The sequence below is a fragment of the Streptomyces sp. NPDC041129 genome, assembly GCF_055592265.1.
The window spans coordinates 90,623-110,382 of the sequence record NZ_JBVIYV010000001.1 but is presented as its reverse complement, the minus strand read 5'-3'; the positions used below and the strand labels follow the sequence as shown (position 1 = coordinate 110,382).

The window sequence follows — 19,760 nt, the reverse complement described above, 5'->3', positions numbered from 1 at the left end:
TTCGGTCAGGGCGCGGTCAGCGGCGTGTAGGCGCCGGGGGCCCGGTCGCGGTAGAACTGCCAGCGGTCGCGGACCTCGCGGAGCTTGGCCAGGTCCAGGTCGCGGACGACGAGTTCGGGCTCCTTGTCGCTCGCCACCTCGCCGACGAACTGGGCCTCGGGATCCACGAAGTAGGTGGTGCCGTAGAAGTCGTTGTCGCCCAGGTCCTCCACGCCGACCCGGTTGATCGCGCCGACGAAGTACTCGTTGGCGACGGCCGCCGCCGGCTGCTCGAGCTGCCACAGGTAGCGGGAGAGGCCGCGCGAGGTGGCCGAGGGGTTGAAGACGATCTCGGCACCGGCGAGGCCCAGCGCCCGCCAGCCCTCCGGGAAGTGGCGGTCGTAGCAGATGTAGACGCCGATCCGGCCGACGGCCGTGTCGAAGACGGGCCAGCCGCTGTTGCCCGGCCGGAAGTAGAACTTCTCCCAGAATCCCCGTACTTGTGGGATGTGCGTCTTGCGGTACTTGCCGAGGTAGGAGCCGTCCGCGTCGATCACGGCGGCGGTGTTGTACAGGACGCCCGGCTGCTCCTCCTCGTACATGGGCAGGACCAGGACGATGCCCAGTTCCCGCGCCAGCGCCTGGAAGCGCCGGACGGTGGGGCCGTCGGGGATCCGCTCGGCGTACTCGTAGAAGGCCTTGTCCTGCACCTGGCAGAAGTAGGGGCCGTAGAACAGTTCCTGGAAGCAGAGGACTTGGGCGCCCTGCGCGGCCGCGTCGCGGGCCGCCTGCTCGTGGACCTGGATCATCGACTCCTTGTCGCCGGTCCAGGCGGTCTGGAAGAGGGCGGCACGGATCACTCGGCTCATCGGGACCTCCGGTCGCTCGGTGTACGGCGAGACTAGGAAGCCCGGTGGGCCGGTTTGAGTTGCAGCGTGTCACGTCCGCGGGCGGTCGGCGTGTCACCGTGTCACGTGTTCGCCGGCTCATGTTTCACCGCCGTTTTCCCAGGTCGTCGCATGTTTCACCCCTGTTGCGCGTCATGCGCGAGGAGCGCGATGTGCACGGAGGCCGCCTGCTCGAAGTCGTCGAGGTCCACGCCGAGCCGTGCCTGTATGGCCTCCAGCCTGCGGTAGAGCGCGGGCCGGGAGACGTGGTGCAGCTGGGCGGTGCGGGACTTGTTGCGGCCCGTCGCCAGATACGTCCGCAGCACGTTCAGCAGCTCCTGGTCGGCGCCGCACAGCAGCCCGTCCAGCTCCCGCTCGGCGAAGGACTGCACATGCGGGTCGTCCCGCAACAGCCGTACCAGACCGCGCAGATGGACGTCGCGCAACCGGACGACGGCCGGCAGGTCGAGAACCGCGGAGGAGTCGGCGACGGCGTCGGCGACATGCCGGGCCTCTCGCAGCCCGGCGGGTACGTCCTCCCACACGGTGCGCGGATCGGCGGCCGCGACCACGGCGTTCGGCACCCCGCTCTCCGTCCGCAGCCGCGCCGCGAAGTGTGCGGTGAGCGCCTCGGCGTGCTGGTCGCGGGCGAGGCTGAGCAGCACGGCGGTGGCGCCGTCGGCCAGCTCGGCGACCAGCCCGGACAGACCCAGCAGCCGCAGCATCCGGTCGAGCCGGCCCGCGTCCCCGCCGGGCACGACGAGGGGCACGAAGGTCCGCCGGTTGACCGGCAGCCCGGCCGCCCTTGCCCGGGGCAGCAGTTGCCGGGCGGGCACGACCCCGGAGACGAGGTCGGTGAGCAGGCTCTGCGCCGACTCCTCCTCCCAGGTGTGGGCGGAGCCGCCGCCGAGCATGCGGTGCAGCACGAGCGCCTCGGCGGTCCGGTCGGCGAGCAGCCGCCCGGTGGCCGGGTCACCCCGGTACCCGCACAGCAGCAGCCGGCCCCAGCGCTCTTCGCGTCCGCCCAGCTCGGCGCGGATCCAGCCGTCTCCCTCGCTGCCTCCCCCAGTGCCTGAACGGCCTGGGTGGTGCCCCCATGCCTGGCGGGCGATCCGCTCCCAGTCGCGCAGCACGTCGTCCACCGCCGGCCGCTCCCCCGCCGTGGCGAGGACGCGGTGGGCGAGGTTGGTGACGACGACCGGGCAGCCGCTGTGCTGGGCGACCTCGTCGAGCAGGCGCTGCAGCGGAGCGCCCGCGGTGATCAGCCCGGTGAGCGCGGTCCGTACGGTCTCCGACAGGCTCACGGCGGCGAACTTCCGCCGTACGAGACGCGACTGGACCTCCTCGGTCAGTTCGGCGAACGGGAACGGCCGGTGCAGCACGACCATGGGCAGCCCGCACCGCTCGGCGGCCCGGCGCATCACCTCGGGCGGCGCGGGAAAGGCCCGGCCGAGCCCGAGGACGACGGCCGCGGCCTCCGCCCGGTGCAGGGACTGGACGTACTCGGCCTGCTTGGCCTCGTCACCGGCCAGCAGCACTCCGGTGGTGAGCACCATCTCGCCGCCGGTGAGCATCACCCCGACGTCGGCGGCCTCGGCGACGTGCACCCAGCGCACCGCCCGGTCGAGCTGCCCGGCTCCGGCCACCACCTCGGGCTCCCCCGCGAGCACCCGCTCCAGGGTGAGCACCTGCCGGACGGACAGGGCGGGTTCCAGCGGCTGCCAGCCGGGGGGCCGGGAATGGGAGGAGGTGGTGTTCATCGCCGTCAATCCGCTCTCTGGTACGTGCTCCTCAGCGCGCTTTCCAGGATCGCCGCGCCCTCCTCGGCCTCCGCCACGGTCAGGGACAGCGGCGGGGCGATGCGCAGGGCGCTGGTGTCGTGGCCGCCGCCCTTGCCGATGAGCAGGCCCGCGTCGCGGGTCGCCTCCAGAACGTCGGCGGCCGCCCGCGGATCGGCCTCGTCGGTGCCCGGCTTGACCAGCTCCACGCCGATCATCAGTCCGCGTCCGCGCACCTCGCGGACGCCGGGCAGACCCGCGCCGACCGCCCGCAGCCGTTCGAGGAGCAGGCCGCCGACCCGCCGGGCGTTGCCCTGGAGGTCGTGTTCGAGGAGGTAGCCGAGGTTGGCGAGGCCCGCGGCCATGGTGATCTGGGTGCCGCCGAAGGTCGAGATGCTGTTGGCGTCCAGGCAGTTCATGATCTCGGAGCGGGCGATCACCCCGCCGATGGACATGCCGTTGCCGACGCCCTTGGCGAAGGTGACGATGTCCGGCGGGCCGCTGCGGGCGTGCGCCTGCCAGCCCCAGAAGTGCTCGCCCGTGCGACCCCAGCCGGTCTGCACCTCGTCGCTGATCCACAGGATGCCGTGGGCGTTCAGCACCTCCCGGAAGGCCGCGTACAGGCCGTCCGGCGGTGAGGTGAAGCCGCCGACGCCCTGGATCGGTTCGGCGATCAGAGCGGCGGGGGGCCGGGTGTGGCCGAGGACGTCCTTGAGGTCCGCCACGCACGCGTCGATGAACGCGCGGTCGTCCAGCTCGGCGAACGGGCCCCGCCTGCGGACTCCGCCGTGGACGTACAGGGTCTGCAACGGAGAGAGCGAGGTGGGGGACCAGCCGCGGTTGCCGGTGATGCCGACCGTGCTGAAGGAGCGGCCGTGGTAGCTGTTGCGCATGGCCAGCACGGTGTTGGTGCGCCGGTAGGTGGTGGCGAGCAGCAGGGCGGTGTCGTTGGCCTCGGTGCCGGAGGTGGTGAAGAACACCCGGGCGTCCGGGATGCCGCTCACCTGGGCGATGCGCTCGGCCAGTTCGACCATCGGCCGGTTGAGGTAGAGGGTCGAGGAGTGGATGATCCGGCCGGCCTGCTCGGTGACGGCCTTGGTCACCTCGGGCAGGGCGTGCGCGGTCATCGTGGTGAGGATGCCGCCGAAGAAGTCGAGATACCGGTTGCCGGCGGAGTCCCAGACGTGCCGGCCCTCGCCGTGGGTGATCTCCAGCGGCTCGTCGTAGTACAGGGCCAGCCAGTCGGGCAGGACGCCCCGGTGGCGGGCGTAGAGGTCGTTCACGGCTGCACCAGTCCTTCGTAGGCGTCGGGGCGGCGGTCTCGGTAGAAGGCCCACTGCTGCCGGACCTGCTCGATCAGGTCGAAGTCCAGGTCGCGGACAAGGAGTTCCTCGGTCTTGTCGCTCGCCGGGTCGCCGACGAACTGCCCGCGGGGGTCGACGAAGTAACTCGTGCCGTAGAAGTCGTTGTCGCCGTACTCCTCCTGGCCGACCCGGTTGATGGCGGCGACGAAGTACTCGTTGGCGACGGCCGCGGCGGGCTGTTCGAGCTGCCACAGGTAGGAAGAGAGCCCGCGGTGGGTGGCGGACGGGTTGTAGACCAACTGGGCCCCGTTGAGTCCGAGTTGCCGCCAGCCCTCCGGGAAGTGCCGGTCGTAGCAGATGTAGACGCCGACCTTGCCGACGGCCGTGTCGAAGACGGGCCAGCCGAGGTTGCCGGGTTTGAAGTAGTACTTCTCCCAGAAGCCCTTGACCTGCGGGATGTGGTGCTTGCGGTACTTGCCGAGGTAGGAGCCGTCGGCGTCGATCACGGCGGCGGTGTTGTAGTAGAAGCCCGACTGCTCGACCTCGAAGACCGGTACGACGATCACCATGCCGGTCTCGCGGGCGAGGTCCCGCATCCTGCGGACCGTCGGCCCGTCGGGCACCGGTTCGGCCCAGCGGTAGTGTTCCGGCTCCTGGACCTGGCAGAAGTAGGGGGAGTTGAAGACCTCCTGGAAGCCGATGACCCGCGCGCCGCGGCGGGCCGCCTCGCGTGCGTGCTCCTCGTGCTTCGCCACCATGGACTCGGTGTCGCCGGTCCAGGTGGCCTGGACCAGTGCGGCACGTACGACGTTGGCCATGAGCTGCTCCTTCGACGCTACGTCCGAGCCTCTACGCCCGTAGAAACGGCCCGTAGAGGGACGAAAGTAAGCCTCCCGGACGTCCTTGCCAAGACCATCGTCGCCAACCCGCGGAGTCGATCATGTTTGACACTCCTTAGGGTGATCGCGGGGCCGGTCATGGGGTGAACCCGGCGACCCGCAGGGCGTGCACCAGGTCCCAGTGGCGCTCCTCGGAGACACCGCCGGCCGCTTCCAGCAGGAGCGGTACGAGCCGGTCCGGGTCGGCGGCGACACTGCGGGCCGCTTCCTCGGGCGTGCGGACCCGGACATAGGCGTCCAGCAGTGCCCGCACCTCGCGGTCCCGTCCCTGCCCGGCCAGCTCCAGCACGGCCGCGCCGATCTCCGCGGCGGGCCGGGCCACGCCCTGCCGGAGCATCTGCCGTCCGTCAGCCACCCGCCCGGCCGCCTCCAGCGCGCCGGCGGCGGCGACCAGCCGCTCGGCGGGCAGTGCGGCGGCCTCCCACAGCAGGGTGTCCCAGTCGGCGCCGAGCGTGGCGCGCCTCAGGCCGTCCGCGAGCAGCGGGAGCCGGGCGGCGGGCCATTGCGCGATCTCCACCAGCAGCACGTGCGCCTCGCCCGTGCGCCCCTCCGCCCGCAGCCGCACCAGCCGCTCCACGGCCCCGGCCACGGCCGTCACCGCCTCCGCGTCCACCGCCTCGAAGGACGGCTCGGGCGGCTCCTCCCGCTCCCCCGCCCCGGCGAACCGGGCCCCTCGCGGTGAACGCCCCCCACCGGACGCCTCGGGCACGGCCGCGACGGGCGCCTGCGGCGGCACGGCGTCGTCCTCGACGGCCCCCGCGAACCGGGCACCGCCCCGGCGGCGCCTGCGGGCTTTGGCGGGGGCTCCGGCGGGGTCGGGGGTACGGGAGGGTGTGCGGGGCGCGGCGGGGCCCTCAGCGGGCGCCCGACCGGCGTCCGGGGCGCCGGCCCAGGAGGCCCGAGCGGCGCCCGGGGCCCCGGAACCAGGGCGGCGCGCGGCCCGCGGCCCCCGAGCCCGGACGGCCTGCCCGGCTTCCGTACCCCCTGGACCCCCTGGCCCGACGTCCTGCCCGGCGCCCGGGGCTCCGGTTCGGAGGTCTCGCCCTTCTCGCGGCACCCCGGGCCAGGGCTCCTGCCCGGCCACCGGCGGGGTCCGGAGGTCGTGTCCTTCTCGCGGCACCCCGGGCCGGGACTCCTGTTCGTCCGGCGGTGCGGCGAACCAGGGATTCGGTGTGCCGCCGGAGGGGGGCTCACCGGGCTGGGGCTCGGGCTCCCGGCGGAAGGCGTCCGCCGGGAGCGGTACGGCGTCCGTTTCCGTCACGCCCGCGTCCGGCCGGGACAGCCGGGAAAGCCGGGTCCTGAGTTCGGCACAGCGGGCCGTGGCGCGGCCGTGGTCGTCGTGGGTCCAGGCGAGGTCGAGGCGGAGGGCCTCGACCTCCTCGTGGGAGGTGGCGGCGGTGAGCCGGCTGGTCAGCTCGGAGCGGCGTTCGGCGGCGTACCGCTGCTCGCGGAGCATGACGTCGAGACGGTCGCCGAGGGTGTCGCGGGCACCGGGCAGAGCGTCGTACGCCGAGACGGCCGCCAGGTGCAGGGCGCGGGCGCGTTCCCGCTCGGCCGTGGCGACGGCGGGGCCCAAGGCCGCCGCGAGGTCCTGCAGCAGTGACTCCAGCACGTCCCAGGGCGGCAGCTCGCGGCCGTGAAGACAGGCGCGCATCCCCTCGGGGTCCCGCTGCCAGAAGACGGCGCACCAGCCGGCGCCCTGATCCAGACGCCCGAGCAGGCCGTCCAGGTAGCCCGCGAACTCCCGGACCGGACCCGGAAGTTGCTCCACAGCCATGCCCGACTCCCGCCCGATCGCCAGCGTTCCGCCCGTCAGGCAACACCAGCCGTGTTACGGGCCCGCTACGCGGAGTTTTCGGCGAGAGTGCGGGCGGCCCACGGCGCGATCCCGCCCCCGGCGCACGCCGTCCGACGCCCGGCGCCCGTCAGACGGCCACGGCAGCACACCGGGCCAGCAGTTCGTCCATGGACAGCCCGAGCGCCCCGGCCAGCGCCGCCACCGTGAAGAAGGCCGGGGTCGGGGCCCGTCCGGTCTCGATCTTGCGCAGCGTCTCGGCCGAGACGCCCGCCGCCGCCGAGACCTCGGCCATGCTCCGCCCGCCGCGCGCATCACGCAGCAACTGCCCCAGCCGCTCGCCGCGTTCGCGCTCTTCAGGGGTGAGGGGGGTACGCACCATGACCCCATTCTAATACCGCCGCGCGACGGGCACCCCATTAAAATACCGGTATAGTAATTGGCATGATGGATCTGAAGACGAACACGTCGATCGACGCGATGCACGCGGCCGGCCAGGTGGTGGGGCGGGCCCTGACCGCCGTACGGAAGGCCGCCGGCGTCGGCGTCTCGCTGCTGGAGCTGGACGAGGTGGCACGGGACGTGCTGCGCGAGGCCGGGGCGTCCTCACCGTTCCTCGGCTATCGCCCCTCCTTCGCCCTCACCCCGTTCCCGGCGGTGATCTGCGCCTCCGTCAACGACGCGATCGTGCACGGCATCCCGACCCGCCACCGGCTGAGCGACGGCGACCTCGTCTCCATCGACTGCGGCGCCGAGCTGGACGGATGGGTGGGCGACTCGGCGATCAGCTTCGTGGTCGGCCGCCCGCGCCCGGCGGACCTGCGCCTGATCGAGACCGCCGAGCGCGCTCTGGCGGCGGGCGTCGAGGCGGCCCGCGTCGGCAACCGCGTCGGCGACATCGCGCACGCCGTCGGCCGGGTCTGCCGTACGGCCGGCTACGGCATCCCGGCGGGCTTCGGCGGCCACGGCGTGGGCCGCCGCATGCACGAGGAGCCGGACGTCCCCAACGAGGGCCGCCCCGGCCGGGGAGTGCCGCTGCGCCACGGCATGGTCCTCGCGATCGAGCCCATGCTGATCGGGAGCGGCAAGGACGCCTACTACGAGGCGGCCGACGGCTGGACCCTCCGCACGTCCGACGGTTCGCGCGCGGCGCACGCCGAGCACACGGTGGCCGTCACGGACGACGGCCCGCGGATCCTCACGGCGCGCGAGGCCTCCTGAGGGGCGCGGGGCGACCGCACCGGGTGCGGGAACGGAAGCCTCTGCTGAGCGGGCGTTCCTGCACATGCCCTTCGCAGAAGCTCGTGTCATCGTGGCATGAGCGGCCCACCCCCGGGTTACCCGGCCGCTCCGCACGTCGTCTGCGAAGGAAACGAAACGATGACCAGCGGCTACAACGGCCCGGAGGACCCCTTCGGAGATTTCTTCGCCCGCTTCTTCGGCGGCACCGGCGCCGACGTCCCCGGCGGACGCGGCGGCCCCCGCCACATCGACATCGGCCGCCTGCTCAGCCAGCCGGCCCGTGAGCTGGTGAGAGGGGCCGCCCAGTACGCCGCCGAGCACGGCAGCCGCGACCTGGACACCGAGCACCTGCTGCGCGCCGCCCTCGCCGCCGAGCCCACCCGGAGCCTGCTCAGCCGCTCCGGCGCCGATCCGGACTCACTGGCCACGGAGATCGACCACCGTGCCGGCCCCACGCACCAGCCGCCGGGCGACGCGCCGCCCCCGACCTCGCTGTCGCTCACCCCGGCCGTCAAGCGCGCCCTGCTGGACGCGCACGACATGGCACGCGCGAGCGGTGCCGGGTACATCGGGCCGGAGCACGTGCTGAGCGCGCTCGCCATGAACCCGGACTCGGCGGCCGGGCACATCCTGAACGCCGCGCGCTTCCAGGCGGGCGGCCTGCCACCGGAGGCCCCCGAGGCCGCGCAGCCGCGCCCGGAGCGGCAGCGGCCCTCCTCGACGCCGACGCTCCACAAGTACGGCCGCGATCTGACCGACATGGCCCGGCAGGGCCGGGTGGACCCGGTCATCGGGCGCGACCAGGAGATCGAGCAGACCATCGAGGTGTTGTCCCGGCGCGGGAAGAACAACCCGGTGCTGATCGGTGACGCCGGTGTCGGCAAGACGGCCGTGGTCGAGGGACTCGCGCAGCGCATCGCGGACGGTGACGTGCCGGAGATGCTCGCCGGGCGCCGGGTGGTCGCCCTGGACCTGACCGGGGTCGTCGCCGGCACCCGCTACCGGGGCGACTTCGAGGAGCGGCTGAACAACATCGTGGAGGAGATCCGCGCTCACCGCGACCAGCTGATCGTCTTCATCGACGAGTTGCACACCGTCGTCGGCGCCGGTTCCGGCGGCGAGGGCGGCGCGATGGACGCGGGCAACATCCTCAAGCCCGCGCTCGCCCGGGGCGAGCTGCACATCGTGGGCGCGACCACGCTGGAGGAGTACCGGCGCATCGAGAAGGACGCCGCGCTGGCCCGCCGGTTCCAGCCGATCCTGGTGCCCGAGCCGACGGTTCCGGACACGGTGGAGATCCTGCGCGGGCTGCGCGACCGGTACGAGGCCCACCACCAGGTCCGCTACACCGACGAGGCGCTGGTCGCCGCCGTGGAGCTGTCCGACCGCTATCTCACCGACCGCCGGCTGCCGGACAAGGCGATCGATCTGATCGACCAGGCCGGGGCCCGGGTACGGCTGGGCGCCGGGACCAAGGGCACGGACGTGCGCACGATGGAGCGCGAGGTGGAGCAACTGGTCCGGGACAAGGACCAGGCGGTCGCCGACGAGAGTTACGAGCAGGCCACACAGCTTCGCGACCGGATCGGCGAGCTGAAGCGGCGGATCGCGGAGTCCAGCCATGGCGGGCAGGCCGACGAGGGACAGCTCGAGGTGACGGCGGAGTCCATCGCCGAGGTGGTGTCCCGGCAGACCGGCATCCCGGTCAGCCGGCTCACCCAGGAGGAGAAGGAACGGCTGCTCGGCCTGGAGCAGCATCTGCACCAGCGGGTGGTCGGCCAGGACGAGGCGGTCGCGGTGGTCGCCGAGGCGGTGCTGCGCTCGCGCGCCGGGCTGGCCAGCCCGGACCGGCCGATCGGCAGCTTCCTCTTCCTCGGCCCGACCGGCGTCGGCAAGACCGAGCTGGCCCGGGCGCTCGCGGAGGCGCTGTTCGGCAGCGAGGAGCGCATGGTCCGCCTCGACATGAGCGAGTACCAGGAGCGGCACACCGTCTCCCGGCTGGTCGGCGCCCCACCCGGGTACGTAGGCCACGAGGAGGCCGGCCAGCTCACCGAGGTGGTGCGCAGGCACCCGTACTCACTGCTGCTCCTGGACGAGGTGGAGAAGGCGCACCCGGACGTCTTCAACATCCTGCTCCAGGTGCTGGACGACGGCCGGCTCACCGACTCGCAGGGCCGCACGGTGGACTTCACCAACACCGTCATCGTGATGACCAGCAACCTCGGCTCCGACGTGATCAGCCGGCGCGGCGCCGGGATCGGCTTCGGGCCGGGTGGCGCCGACGCCGACGAGGAGGCGCGGCGCGAGCAGATCCTGCGTCCGCTGCGGGAGCACTTCCGGCCGGAGTTCCTCAACCGCATCGACGAGATCGTCGTCTTCCGGCAGCTCACCGGCGAGCAACTGCGGCAGATCACCGACCTGTTGCTGGAGCGCACCCGCCGGCTGGTGGACGGCCAGGGTGTCACGGTGCGGTTCACGGACGGGGCCGTCGACTGGATCGCCGAGCGCGGTTACCAGCCGGAGTACGGTGCCCGCCCGCTGCGCCGCACCATCCAGCGGGAGGTGGACAACCAGCTTTCGCGGCTGCTGCTCGACGGCACGATCGCCGAGGGCAGCCGGGTGACGGTGGACGTCGCGGACGGGCGGCTGGACTTCCACGCGGAGCGAGCCGCGCCGGCCACTCCCGTGCAGTCCGCTCCCCCAGCGTCCGCTCCCCCGCAGGGTGCTCCCCCGCAGGGTGCTGATTCCCGGTCGGCCGCGGGCACCGGGCCGGCGGCGGAGGCCCGGCCGGGCGAGGACACCGGGCCGGACGAACCGCCGCCGCCCGCACCCGAGGTGTAGGCCCGGATCGCGGGGCGGCAGCGTGCGGGGCGGGGTTACGGCGCCGGGTTCACCACCATCGCCGAGCCGCCGCCCCGCCGTACCTTCTCGGCGGCCGCCAGCCACTTGCCGTCCGGCAGCCGCTGGACGCCGGTGGCCGCGCCGATCTCGGGGTTGAGCTTGAAGCTGTGCCCGATCGCCTCCAGCCGGGTCCGCAAGTCGCTGTCGTACAGCGCGGGTTCCAGTTCGGTCTGGGCGGCGTTGCGCTGGCTGGCGCGCGGTGCGGCGATGGCGTCCACCAGCGGCAGCCCCCGGTCCAGGAGACCGGTGAGCGTCTGCAGCACGGTGGTGATGATGGTCGCGCCACCGGGTGAACCGAGCGCCACGACGGGCCTGTCGTGCCGGTCCAGGACGATCGTCGGGGAGATCGAGGAGCGCGGCCGCTTGCCCGGTCCGGGCAGGTTCGGGTCGTGCACGGCCGGGTTGGCCGGCGTGAAGGAGAAGTCGGTCAGCTCGTTGTTGAGCAGGAAGCCCCGGCCGGGGACGGTGATGCCGCTGCCGCCGGTCTGCTCGATGGTGAGCGTGTAGGCGACGACGTTGCCCCACTTGTCGGCCACCGTGAGGTGCGTGGTGTTCTCGCCCTCGTAGGTCGTCGGGGCCGTCCTGCCGCCGGTGCCGCAGGCCGCCGGATGCCTCGGGTCCCCCGGTGCGAGCGGGCTGGTGAGCACCGCGTCGTCCTTGATCAGGCAGGCCCGCGAGTCGGCGAACCGCTGCGACAGCAGTTCCTTCGTGGGGACGTCCTCGAAGGCGGGGTCGCCCACCCAGCGGCCGCGGTCGGCGAACGCGATGCGGCTCGCCTCGATGTAGCGGTGCAGGTACTGCGCCCGGCTCGCCTTCGACAGGTCGGTCCGCTCCAGAATGTTGAGCGCCTCGCCGACGGTCGTGCCGCCGGAGGAGGAGGGCGCGATGGAGTAGACGCCGAGGCCGCGGTACGAGGTCCTGGTGGGCGCCTGGAGCTTGGCCCGGTAGACGGCGAGGTCCTTCTCGGCCAGCTTGCCGGGGCGGGCGTTCCAGCCGGAGGCGGGGTCGACCGGCGGGTGCTCGACCGTCCTGACGATGTCGTCGCCGATGTCCCCGCGGTAGATCGCGCCGACGCCCTTACGGCCCAGTTCCTCGTAGGTGCGGGCGAGTTCGGGGTTCCTGAGCGTGGATCCGACGACCGGGAGCCGGCCGTTCGGCAGGAAGAGCTTCGCGGTGTCCGGGAAGTAGCGGAAGCGGGTCTCGTTGGACGCGGTCTGCGAGCGGAAGGTGTCGTCCACCGTGAAGCCCTGCCGGGCGATCCGCTCGGCCGGCTTCAGGACCGTGCCGAGGCGTTCACTGCCCCACCGCTCGAGCGCGGTCTGCCAGGTGGCGGGCGTGCCGGGGGTTCCGACGCTCAGGCCGCTGCTGACCGCGTCGGCGAAGGCGAGCGGCTTGCCGTTCTCGGTGAACAGCTCCGAGTCGGCGGACAGCGGCGCGGTCTCGCGGCCGTCGACGGTGTGGACGGTGCGGGTCCTGGCGTCGTAGTAGACGAAGTATCCGCCTCCGCCGACACCGGCCGAGTAGGGCTCGGTGACACCGAGCGCGGCGGCGGTCGCGACGGCCGCGTCGACCGCGTTGCCGCCCTTCTTCAGCACCTCGATGCCGGCCGCGGAGGCGTCCGCGTCGACACTGGAGACGGCGCCGCCGTAGCCGACGGCCACCGGCACCTTCGCGGCCGTGCCACCGGTCCTCGCGGCCGGTGGCACGGCCGCTCCCACCGTGACCACGACGGCCGAGACCGCCAGAACCGCCAGTTTCCGCGTGCCAGGACGACCCATCCGTACCTCCCGCAGGGACAAGTCCGCGCAGCGTAACGAGATTGCCTCCGTACCGACAGTACGCCTCGGGCACCTGCCACACGAACGTCACACCTCGAACACGGGTACGTAGCGGACGTGCGCGACCGCTAGCATGCGCGGCCATGAACGACGACGTGCGCAACATCGTCCTGGGCGTCATAGCGGCCGGCGTCAGTGCCGCGCTGGGCTGGCTCGCCCGTACCTACCTGTGGCGGCGCAGGCTCCGCCGCAAGCAGGCCTTCTTCGGGCTGCCGGACCACTCGGAGTCGCTTCTGGTGGTCAACCGCAACGCGGGCGGCCCGGAGCTGTCGGTGATGCGGCACGACGTGTTCGCCCTGCTGGAGCTCTCCGCCCTGATCAAGGACTGCAATGCGCACGCCCAGGTCGTGGCGCACGACGCGACGCAGCAGGGCTTCGGCGAGCGCACGGAGTTCTGCCTCGGCGGGCCCAGCTCGAACCGCCGAATGGCGGCGCACCTTTCCTCCCTGCTGCCGGGCGTGGGGGTGAACACCGAGGCGGAGTCGGGTCCGGAGGCGGGCGCCTTCCACATCGGAGGCGAGGACTACCGCGTGGAGCCCGGCAGAAGCGAGTACGTGCTGCTGGCCCGGCTCACCGCGGGCAACCGGGGCGAGGCCCGCCCGGTGTTCCTGTTCTGCGGGCAGCGGGCGATCACCAACCAGGCCGCGACCCGCTATCTCGCGCGCGGCCACGAGCGGTTGGCCCGCAAGTACGGCTCCGGTTCCTTCGTACTGCTGCTGAAGGTGGTCAACTCGCAGGCGTACGGCCCCGATGTGGTGGAGCTGGTGGCGGACGTGACCCGGGCGGCCCGGGCAGCGTTGCCGGAGGCCGCCGCGGCCGCGGCCTCTTAGCTCTTCAACAACCTTTACCCGTACGTAACTTACCGACGGGTTACTTACGGTAGGGGCGTGCGGTTACCGTCGGGTCACTTTGCACCTTACGAGTCATCGAGTGAGGAGTGACCCCATGAGAACCGGTCGCACCGGCCTGCGCACCTCCGCCGTCGGCGCCGTCGCCACGGCGCTGATCGCCGGTACCGTCGTCGGACTGGCCCCGGCCGCCCAGGCCGCCCCGTCCGTACGGTTCGTGGACATCACCGGCGCCGGCGGCACCGTGCTGAAGGCGAACGTCGTCACACCCGCGGACGCCGACGGCTCGCGGACCTACCCGCTCGTCGTGCTGCCCACGAGCTGGGGCTTTCCCCAGGTGGAGTACCTGGCTCAGGCGCAGAAGCTCGCCGACTCCGGGTATGTGGTGCTGACGTACAACGTGCGCGGGTTCTGGCAGTCCGGCGGCGAGATAGAAGTGGCCGGTCCGCCGGACACAGCGGACGCCTCCAAGGTGATCGACTGGGCACTGGCCAACACCCCCGCGGACGAGCACCACATCGGCATGGCGGGGGTCTCCTACGGGGCCGGCATCAGCCTGCTGGCCGCCGCCCACGACAAGCGGATCAAGGCGGTCGCCGCGCTCAGCGGCTGGGCCGACCTGATCGGGTCCATCTACTCGGGCCGCACCCAGCACGTCCAGGCGGGCGCCGTACTGGACGGCGTGGGCACCCTGACCGGGCGGGAGAGCCCCGAACTCCGGCAGGTCTTCGACCGTTTCTACGCCGCCGACCTGTCCCACGAGCAGGAGATGATCGACTGGGGGCGGAAACGTTCCGCCGCGACCTACGTCGACCGGCTGAACCGGAACGGCGCCGCCGTCCTGCTCGCCAACGCCTGGGGCGACACGGTCTTCCCCGCCAACCAGTACGCGGACTTCTACCAGAAGCTGACCGTGCCGAAGCGGCTGGAGCTGCGCCCCGGCGACCACGCGACCGCCGAGCTGCCCGGTCTGTTCGGGCTGCCCAACGACGTCTGGACGGACACCGGGCGCTGGTTCGACCACTACCTCAAGGGTGCCGACAACGGCATCGACCGTGAGCAGCCGGTCCAGCTCAAGTCCCGTAGCGCGGGGGGATACGAGGGCTACCCGGACTGGAAGTCGGTCGGCGCGACCCGCCGGAAGATCGCTCTCGCCGGTTCCACCACCATCCACGCCAACATCGACTCCGGCGCGGACGGCGGAATCGTCTTCCTCTCCAGCATCCTGGACCAGGTGGCCAAACTGCCGCCCGTCGCCTCCATCCCGCTGCTGCCGCGCCGCTGGGCGGCCGTGTGGCAGTCGGAGCGGTACGGCACGGCCCAGCGGGTGCGCGGCACGGCGGCGCTGCACACCACGCTCACCCCGACCGCGGAGAGCGGCACCCTGGTCGCCTACCTGTACGACGTGGGCCCGCTCGGCTTCGGCAAGCTGGTGACCAACGCGCCGCTCACCTGGCACGGGCGGACGCCCGGTGAGCCGTTCGACGTGGATCTGGACCTGTTCTCCACCGCCTACGACGTGCCCGCGGGACACCGCCTCGCGCTGGTGGTGGACACGGTCGACCCGCTCTACCTCGAGCACAACCCGTCCGGCGCGCAGCTGACCTTCTCCTCGCCGGCGGACGACCCGTCGTACCTGTCCGTCCCCTTGCGCGAGCAGTGATCTCCGGCTGCCGCCGGACGAGCCTGGCCCGTGTGAACTGCCACCCCCCTACGGTCTCGGGGCCGTGGGGGGTTCCCCACCCGGCAGCAGCGCCCCTGGACCGGCCGTGACGACCGTCACCGCGTCGGTCCTGGGACTGCGCTGCTCACGGCGGGACACCCAGCCGGCGAACCACGAGAGCAGCATGCACATCCCGATGTAGATCGGCGAGATCACCATCACCACGGGGATGAACGGCAAATCGTAGTCGAGGTTGGACGCGATGAGCTTCCCCGCGTGGAGGAACTCCTCATACGTGATGAGAAAGCCCAGGGAGGTGTCCTTCAGCGCGACCACCAACTGGCTGATGACGGCGGGCAGCATGGCCCGCACGGCCTGCGGTGCGAGGACGTGCACCATGACCTGGGTCTTGCGCATGCCGAGCGCGAACGCGGCCTCCCGCTGGCCGCGTTCGACGGCGCGCACGCCCGAGCGCAGCACCTCGGCGAGCACGGAGCCGTTGTAGAGGGTGAGTCCGGCGACCAGGGCGGTGAGCGGCTGCGCCTTCAGCGCCACGAAGATGAAGAAGATCATCACCAGCACCGGCATGGCCCGGAAGAACTCCACCACCACCGTGGCCGCCCAGCGCACCGGCCGGTGGTCGGAGAGCCGTCCCGTCGCGAGCAGTCCGCCGAGGGCGAGCGAGAGCACGGCCGCCAGCGCGAACGCCCTCAACGTGTTGCCGAGGCCCCGCAGGAGCAGCTTCTGGATGCCCTGGTACTCGAACGGCAGCCACTTGGTGTAGGTGAACTGGCCGGTGTCGAGGAGGAGATACAGGATCCAGGCGAGGAGCCCGAGGAGGACGACGGCGGACAGCACGCCGTACAGCGTGTGCCGTCGCCTGGTGCGCGGGCCCGGGAGGTCGTAGAGCGCGCTGGACTCGGTCATCGGGCCACCCCCCACTTCCGCTCCAGCAGGTGGAACAGGGCGCTGATGGCGAGGGTGATGACCAGGTATCCCACGGCGATCCAGACGAAGGTCCAGACGATGTTGTAGCCCAGCTCGTTGATCGTCTTGTAGGTGCCGAGCAGTTCGGTGACGCTGAACGCGCCCGCGATCGCGGAGTTCTTGGCGAGGGCGATGAGGGTCGAGCCGACCGGCGGGATCACGGACCGGAACGCCTGGGGCAGCACGACCAGGGACAGGGTCTGCCCGAAGCTCATGCCGAGGCTGCGGGCCGCCTCGCCCTGTCCCCTGGGCACGGTGTTGATGCCGGAGCGCAGCACCTCGCAGATGAACGCCGAGGTGTAGCAGCCGAGGGCGAGGACCGCGAACACCTGGAAGGGCAGCACCAGCCCGAACCGGGGCAGTCCGAGCAGCACCGCGAAGAACAGCAGGGTGAGCGGGGTGTTGCGCAGGACGGTCACCCAGACGGTGCCGAAGACCCGCAGCGACCCGACGGGCGCGACCCGGAACGAGGCCATCACGAAGCCCAGGACCAGCGCCAGCAGGGAGGCCCAGACGGTCAGTTCGAGGGTGCCGAGGAAACCCTCCCAGTAGATGGACCAGTTGTCCTTCAGTACGTACATGCCGTCCTCGCTCAGCTCGCCGGGTAGCGGTCGATCGCGGGCGGGTGGGGGGCCGGCACACCGGACAGGCCCAGCGTCGCGTCGTACGCCTTCCTCCAGTCGCCGTCGCGCTCACGCGCCTGGAGGGCGTCGTCGAGGGCCAGGCGCAGGGCGGTGTCGCCGTGCGGGACGCCGATGCCGTACGGCTCCTTCGAGAAGGGCCTGCCGACGACCTTCAGTTCGCGCGGGGCCTTGGCCGCGTATCCGATGAGGATGGCGTCGTCGGTGGTGACCGCGTCGACCTGGTAGGTGAGCAGGTTGTCGACGCAGACGGAGTAGGTGTCGTAGGCGACGAGAACCGCCTTCGGGTAGTCGGATCTGATGCGCTGGTACGGCGTCGAACCGGCTGCCGAGCAGACGCGCTTGCCGTCGAGGTCCTCCGGGCCGTGGATGTCCTTCTCGTCCCGGCGGACGAGGAGGGACTGGCCGGCGAGGTAGTAGGGACCGGCGAAGCCGACGAGCTTCTTTCGGTTGTCGTTGATGGTGTAGGTGCCGACGTAGTAGTCGATCTGGCCGTTCTGCAGTGCGGTCTCGCGGTTGGCGGAGGCGATCGTCCTGAACCGGATGCTCTTCGGCGGGAAGCCGAGGGAGGCGGACAGCATCCTGGCGATCTCGATGTCGAAGCCGGAGTAGGTGCCGGTCGCCGGGTCCTTCTCGCCGAGGTAGGGCTGGTCCTCCTTGGCGCCGACGACGAAGTGACCACGCTTCCTCGCGCGGGCCCAGGTCCTGGAAGCGGGCAGCGTGAACCCCTCTCTCACCTGGTACTTGGGGAGCTTCTCGGGCGCCGGGCCCTTGCCGGGCGGGCTGCCCTCGCGGCCGCAGGCGGCGGCGAGCAGCGCCAGCAGGAGACAGACGGCGCGGGGCGCACGGGCGGTACGGAACACGGGTCGCACTCCCCCGGTCAGTGCTTGAGGATCTTGGACAGGAAGTCCTTGGCGCGGTCGCTGCGCGGGTTGGTGAAGAACTCCTCCGGGCTTCGGTCCTCGACGATCCGGCCGTCGGCCATGAAGACGACGCGGTTGGCGGCGGAGCGGGCGAAGCCCATCTCGTGGGTGACGACGACCATGGTCATGCCGTCGCGGGCGAGCTGCCGCATGACCTCCAGCACCTCGTTGATCATCTCCGGGTCGAGGGCCGAGGTGGGCTCGTCGAACAGCATGGCCTTGGGTTCCATGGCGAGGGCGCGGGCGATGGCCACCCGTTGCTGCTGCCCGCCGGAGAGCTGTGCGGGGTACTTGGCGGCCTGGTTCAGCAGGCCGACGCGGTCGAGGAGTTCCCGGGAACGGCGGTCCGCGTCCTCCCTGCCGCGCCCGCGGACCTTGGTCTGGGCGAGGGAGAGGTTCTGCAGGACCGTCTTGTGGGCGAAGAGGTTGAAGGACTGGAAGACCATGCCGACCTCGGCGCGGAGCCGGGCGAGGGCCCTGCCCTCCTCGGGCAGCGGCCGCCCGTCGAGCGTGATCGTGCCGGACTCGATGGTCTCCAGGCGGTTGATGGCCCGGCACAGCGTCGACTTCCCCGACCCGGAGGGGCCGATGACCACGACCACCTCTCCCCTGCCGACGGTGAGGTCGATGTCCCGCAGGACATGCAGCTCCCCGTAGTACTTGTTGACGTCACGCAGCTCGATCAACGGATCGGCGGCCATCCGCAGCCCTACTCACTCTCAGCCGTGTCCCGGTCCCGCAAACTATCCAGACGGCCGCGGAGCTGAGGGGCGACACGCACTTTTCGGGCATTAGCCGTATTTACACCGTTCGCGCTCCACCGGGCCCGGACCCCCGCCGGGCCGGCCGGCACCGGTGTCAGGCCTCGGCGACCTCCGCGTAGAGCTGGGACAGCTCGGGGACACCGTTCGCGGCCCACTCCCGCCCCGACCGGACGAGCTCGAATTCACGGCCGGAGGCGAGCCGTACGACCGGTTCCCCGTCGGTCCGGATCCGCCAGGTGGCGCCGGGCACGGTGCGCACCACCACCGTGCCCACGTACAGCCCCGCGTCGTTGCCCAGCCAGGGCAGGATCTCCGCGTCGTCGCGCCAGCGCGGGACGAGCTGGTCCAGCGCCTCCAGGGAAGCCGGGGTGTCGTCGAGGCGAACGCCCGCTTGGGCCGCCTGCGAGCGGAGCAGTTCACATTCGGACAGCAGCGCGGCGATCGCCTCGGGGTCGGCCGGAAGCGCCGAGCGGCCGTTCTTGTGGTGCCGGTGGCCCAGGAACGGAATGTTCATGGGCCAAGCGTGGCATCACACGTCCAGGTCGACCACCACCGGCGCGTGATCGGACGCGCCCTTGCCCTTGCGCTCCTCGCGGTCGACGTAGGCGTCCTTCACGGCCCCGGCGAAGGGCTGGTTGCCGTAGACCAGGTCGATGCGCATGCCGCGGTTCTTGGGGAAGCAGAGCTGGCGGTAGTCCCAGTAGGTGTAGGGGCGGTCGTACTTCAGGGGCCGCGGGACGACGTCCGCGAGGCCCGCCCCGCGCAGGGAGGCGAGGGCGGCGCGCTCGGCCGGGGTCACATGGGTGGAGCCCTCGAAGGCGGCCCGGTCGTAGACGTCCTCGTCGGTCGGCGCCACGTTGTAGTCGCCCAGCACCGCGAAGGGGCGGCTGCCGGCGGCGTCGCCGGCGACGGCGGCCAGCAGGGCCTCCAACCACTGGAGCTTGTACGCGTAGTGCGGGTGCTCCACCTCGCGGCCGTTGGGCACGTACACCGACCAGACGCGGACCGGGCCGCAGGTCGCCGCGAGGGCACGCGGCTCGGTCACGCCGTCGTAGCCCGGGTCGCCGGGCAGGCCCTTGACCACGTTCTCGATGCCGACGCGGGAGAGCACCGCCACGCCGTTCCACCGGCCGGTGGCGTGCACCGCCGCCTCGTAGCCCAGCTCGCGCAGCGGCTCGAACGGGAACTGCTCCTCGGCGATCTTCGCCTCCTGGAGGCAGAGCACGTCGGTGCCGCTGCTCTCCAGCCAGGCGAGCAGCCGTGGCAGGCGGGCGGTGATCGAGTTCACGTTCCAGGTGGCGATGCGCATGT

At 72.0% G+C, this 19,760-nt stretch carries 17 protein-coding genes; 4 read left to right on the top strand and 13 right to left on the bottom strand.

What is annotated here, in order from left to right:
* Window positions 1-5: 5 nt before the first annotated feature.
* From ACZ6B1_RS00415 to ACZ6B1_RS00390, 6 genes are all read right to left on the bottom strand, one after another.
* On the bottom strand, window positions 6-848 hold the full coding sequence (locus ACZ6B1_RS00415; protein ID WP_468773559.1) for a nitrilase-related carbon-nitrogen hydrolase: 843 nt from the start codon (window positions 846-848) through the stop codon (window positions 6-8).
* Window positions 849-1,003: 155 nt separating this feature from the next.
* Window positions 1,004-2,626: a PucR family transcriptional regulator gene (locus ACZ6B1_RS00410; RefSeq protein WP_468773557.1), complete on the bottom strand. Its 1,623-nt coding sequence runs from the start codon at window positions 2,624-2,626 to the stop codon at window positions 1,004-1,006.
* A gap of 5 nt (window positions 2,627-2,631) precedes the next feature.
* Entirely contained in the window at window positions 2,632-3,927 is a 1,296-nt protein-coding gene (locus ACZ6B1_RS00405) for an aspartate aminotransferase family protein (protein WP_468773555.1), read from the bottom strand.
* Window positions 3,924-4,766, bottom strand: coding sequence for a nitrilase-related carbon-nitrogen hydrolase (locus ACZ6B1_RS00400; protein WP_468773553.1), 843 nt, complete (start codon window positions 4,764-4,766; stop codon window positions 3,924-3,926). The genes ACZ6B1_RS00405 and ACZ6B1_RS00400 overlap by 4 nt, the downstream gene beginning before the upstream one ends.
* A 157-nt stretch (window positions 4,767-4,923) precedes the next feature.
* On the bottom strand, window positions 4,924-6,624 hold the full coding sequence (locus ACZ6B1_RS00395; protein WP_468773552.1) for a hypothetical protein: 1,701 nt from the start codon (window positions 6,622-6,624) through the stop codon (window positions 4,924-4,926).
* A 148-nt stretch (window positions 6,625-6,772) separates the two neighbouring features.
* Window positions 6,773-7,024, bottom strand: a complete 252-nt coding sequence (locus tag ACZ6B1_RS00390) for a helix-turn-helix domain-containing protein (RefSeq protein WP_468773550.1) — start codon at window positions 7,022-7,024, stop codon at window positions 6,773-6,775.
* Between the two features lie 62 nt (window positions 7,025-7,086).
* Here ACZ6B1_RS00390 and map point away from each other — a divergent pair, with 62 nt between their 5' ends.
* Together map and ACZ6B1_RS00380 are read left to right on the top strand one after the other, a co-directional pair.
* Window positions 7,087-7,863 carry a type I methionyl aminopeptidase gene (gene map / locus ACZ6B1_RS00385; RefSeq protein WP_468773549.1) on the top strand — a complete coding sequence of 259 codons (777 nt, stop codon included), beginning with the start codon at window positions 7,087-7,089 and terminating at the stop codon, window positions 7,861-7,863.
* A gap of 159 nt (window positions 7,864-8,022) precedes the next feature.
* Complete coding sequence (locus ACZ6B1_RS00380; RefSeq protein WP_468773548.1) at window positions 8,023-10,725, top strand: ATP-dependent Clp protease ATP-binding subunit; 2,703 nt, start codon at window positions 8,023-8,025, stop codon at window positions 10,723-10,725.
* Between the two features lie 35 nt (window positions 10,726-10,760).
* Here ACZ6B1_RS00380 and ggt read toward each other — a convergent pair whose 3' ends face one another.
* On the bottom strand, window positions 10,761-12,563 hold the full coding sequence (ggt, locus tag ACZ6B1_RS00375) for a gamma-glutamyltransferase (protein ID WP_468773547.1): 1,803 nt from the start codon (window positions 12,561-12,563) through the stop codon (window positions 10,761-10,763).
* Window positions 12,564-12,706: 143 nt separating this feature from the next.
* Here ggt and ACZ6B1_RS00370 point away from each other — a divergent pair, with 143 nt between their 5' ends.
* Window positions 12,707-13,453, top strand: a complete 747-nt coding sequence (locus tag ACZ6B1_RS00370; protein ID WP_468773545.1) for a hypothetical protein — start codon at window positions 12,707-12,709, stop codon at window positions 13,451-13,453.
* Between the two features lie 115 nt (window positions 13,454-13,568).
* A complete protein-coding gene (locus tag ACZ6B1_RS00365) occupies window positions 13,569-15,134 on the top strand; it encodes an alpha/beta fold hydrolase (RefSeq protein ID WP_468773543.1) in 1,566 nt (521 codons plus the stop codon).
* A gap of 48 nt (window positions 15,135-15,182) precedes the next feature.
* On the opposite strand, the gene ACZ6B1_RS00360 is transcribed toward ACZ6B1_RS00365, so the two are convergent.
* From ACZ6B1_RS00360 to ACZ6B1_RS00335, 6 genes are all read right to left on the bottom strand, one after another.
* Window positions 15,183-16,061, bottom strand: a complete 879-nt coding sequence (locus ACZ6B1_RS00360; protein WP_468773541.1) for an amino acid ABC transporter permease — start codon at window positions 16,059-16,061, stop codon at window positions 15,183-15,185.
* Entirely contained in the window at window positions 16,058-16,702 is a 645-nt protein-coding gene (locus tag ACZ6B1_RS00355; protein WP_468773540.1) for an amino acid ABC transporter permease, read from the bottom strand. Before ACZ6B1_RS00355 ends, ACZ6B1_RS00360 begins: the two co-directional genes overlap by 4 nt.
* Before the next feature lie 11 nt (window positions 16,703-16,713).
* The gene (locus ACZ6B1_RS00350; RefSeq protein ID WP_468773539.1) at window positions 16,714-17,625 is read right to left on the bottom strand and encodes a glutamate ABC transporter substrate-binding protein; all 912 of its coding nucleotides are present in this window, start codon (window positions 17,623-17,625) and stop codon (window positions 16,714-16,716) included.
* Window positions 17,626-17,642: 17 nt separating this feature from the next.
* On the bottom strand, window positions 17,643-18,386 hold the full coding sequence (locus ACZ6B1_RS00345) for an amino acid ABC transporter ATP-binding protein (protein ID WP_468773538.1): 744 nt from the start codon (window positions 18,384-18,386) through the stop codon (window positions 17,643-17,645).
* A 157-nt stretch (window positions 18,387-18,543) separates the two neighbouring features.
* Window positions 18,544-18,963 (bottom strand): DUF6278 family protein, encoded by a 420-nt coding sequence (locus tag ACZ6B1_RS00340; RefSeq protein WP_468773537.1) that lies wholly within the window; start codon window positions 18,961-18,963, stop codon window positions 18,544-18,546.
* A 15-nt stretch (window positions 18,964-18,978) separates the two neighbouring features.
* Window positions 18,979-19,758 carry an exodeoxyribonuclease III gene (locus ACZ6B1_RS00335; protein WP_468773535.1) on the bottom strand — a complete coding sequence of 260 codons (780 nt, stop codon included), beginning with the start codon at window positions 19,756-19,758 and terminating at the stop codon, window positions 18,979-18,981.
* Window positions 19,759-19,760: the final 2 nt, after the last annotated feature.

Bases quoted from the DNA above. Each gene is read 5' to 3' on its own strand.
- ggt (WP_468773547.1), bottom strand. From the start codon at position 12,563: ATGGGTCGTCCTGGCACGCGGAAACTGGCGGTTCTGGCGGTCTCGGCC.
- ACZ6B1_RS00355 (WP_468773540.1), bottom strand. From the start codon at position 16,702: ATGTACGTACTGAAGGACAACTGGTCCATCTACTGGGAGGGTTTCCTC.
- ACZ6B1_RS00380 (WP_468773548.1), top strand. From the start codon at position 8,023: ATGACCAGCGGCTACAACGGCCCGGAGGACCCCTTCGGAGATTTCTTC.
- ACZ6B1_RS00335 (WP_468773535.1), bottom strand. From the start codon at position 19,758: ATGCGCATCGCCACCTGGAACGTGAACTCGATCACCGCCCGCCTGCCA.
- ACZ6B1_RS00390 (WP_468773550.1), bottom strand. From the start codon at position 7,024: ATGGTGCGTACCCCCCTCACCCCTGAAGAGCGCGAACGCGGCGAGCGG.
- ACZ6B1_RS00340 (WP_468773537.1), bottom strand. From the start codon at position 18,963: ATGAACATTCCGTTCCTGGGCCACCGGCACCACAAGAACGGCCGCTCG.
- ACZ6B1_RS00360 (WP_468773541.1), bottom strand. From the start codon at position 16,061: ATGACCGAGTCCAGCGCGCTCTACGACCTCCCGGGCCCGCGCACCAGG.
- ACZ6B1_RS00400 (WP_468773553.1), bottom strand. From the start codon at position 4,766: ATGGCCAACGTCGTACGTGCCGCACTGGTCCAGGCCACCTGGACCGGC.
- ACZ6B1_RS00395 (WP_468773552.1), bottom strand. From the start codon at position 6,624: ATGGCTGTGGAGCAACTTCCGGGTCCGGTCCGGGAGTTCGCGGGCTAC.
- ACZ6B1_RS00415 (WP_468773559.1), bottom strand. From the start codon at position 848: ATGAGCCGAGTGATCCGTGCCGCCCTCTTCCAGACCGCCTGGACCGGC.
- map (WP_468773549.1), top strand. From the start codon at position 7,087: ATGATGGATCTGAAGACGAACACGTCGATCGACGCGATGCACGCGGCC.
- ACZ6B1_RS00410 (WP_468773557.1), bottom strand. From the start codon at position 2,626: ATGAACACCACCTCCTCCCATTCCCGGCCCCCCGGCTGGCAGCCGCTG.
- ACZ6B1_RS00365 (WP_468773543.1), top strand. From the start codon at position 13,569: ATGAGAACCGGTCGCACCGGCCTGCGCACCTCCGCCGTCGGCGCCGTC.
- ACZ6B1_RS00345 (WP_468773538.1), bottom strand. From the start codon at position 18,386: ATGGCCGCCGATCCGTTGATCGAGCTGCGTGACGTCAACAAGTACTAC.
- ACZ6B1_RS00370 (WP_468773545.1), top strand. From the start codon at position 12,707: ATGAACGACGACGTGCGCAACATCGTCCTGGGCGTCATAGCGGCCGGC.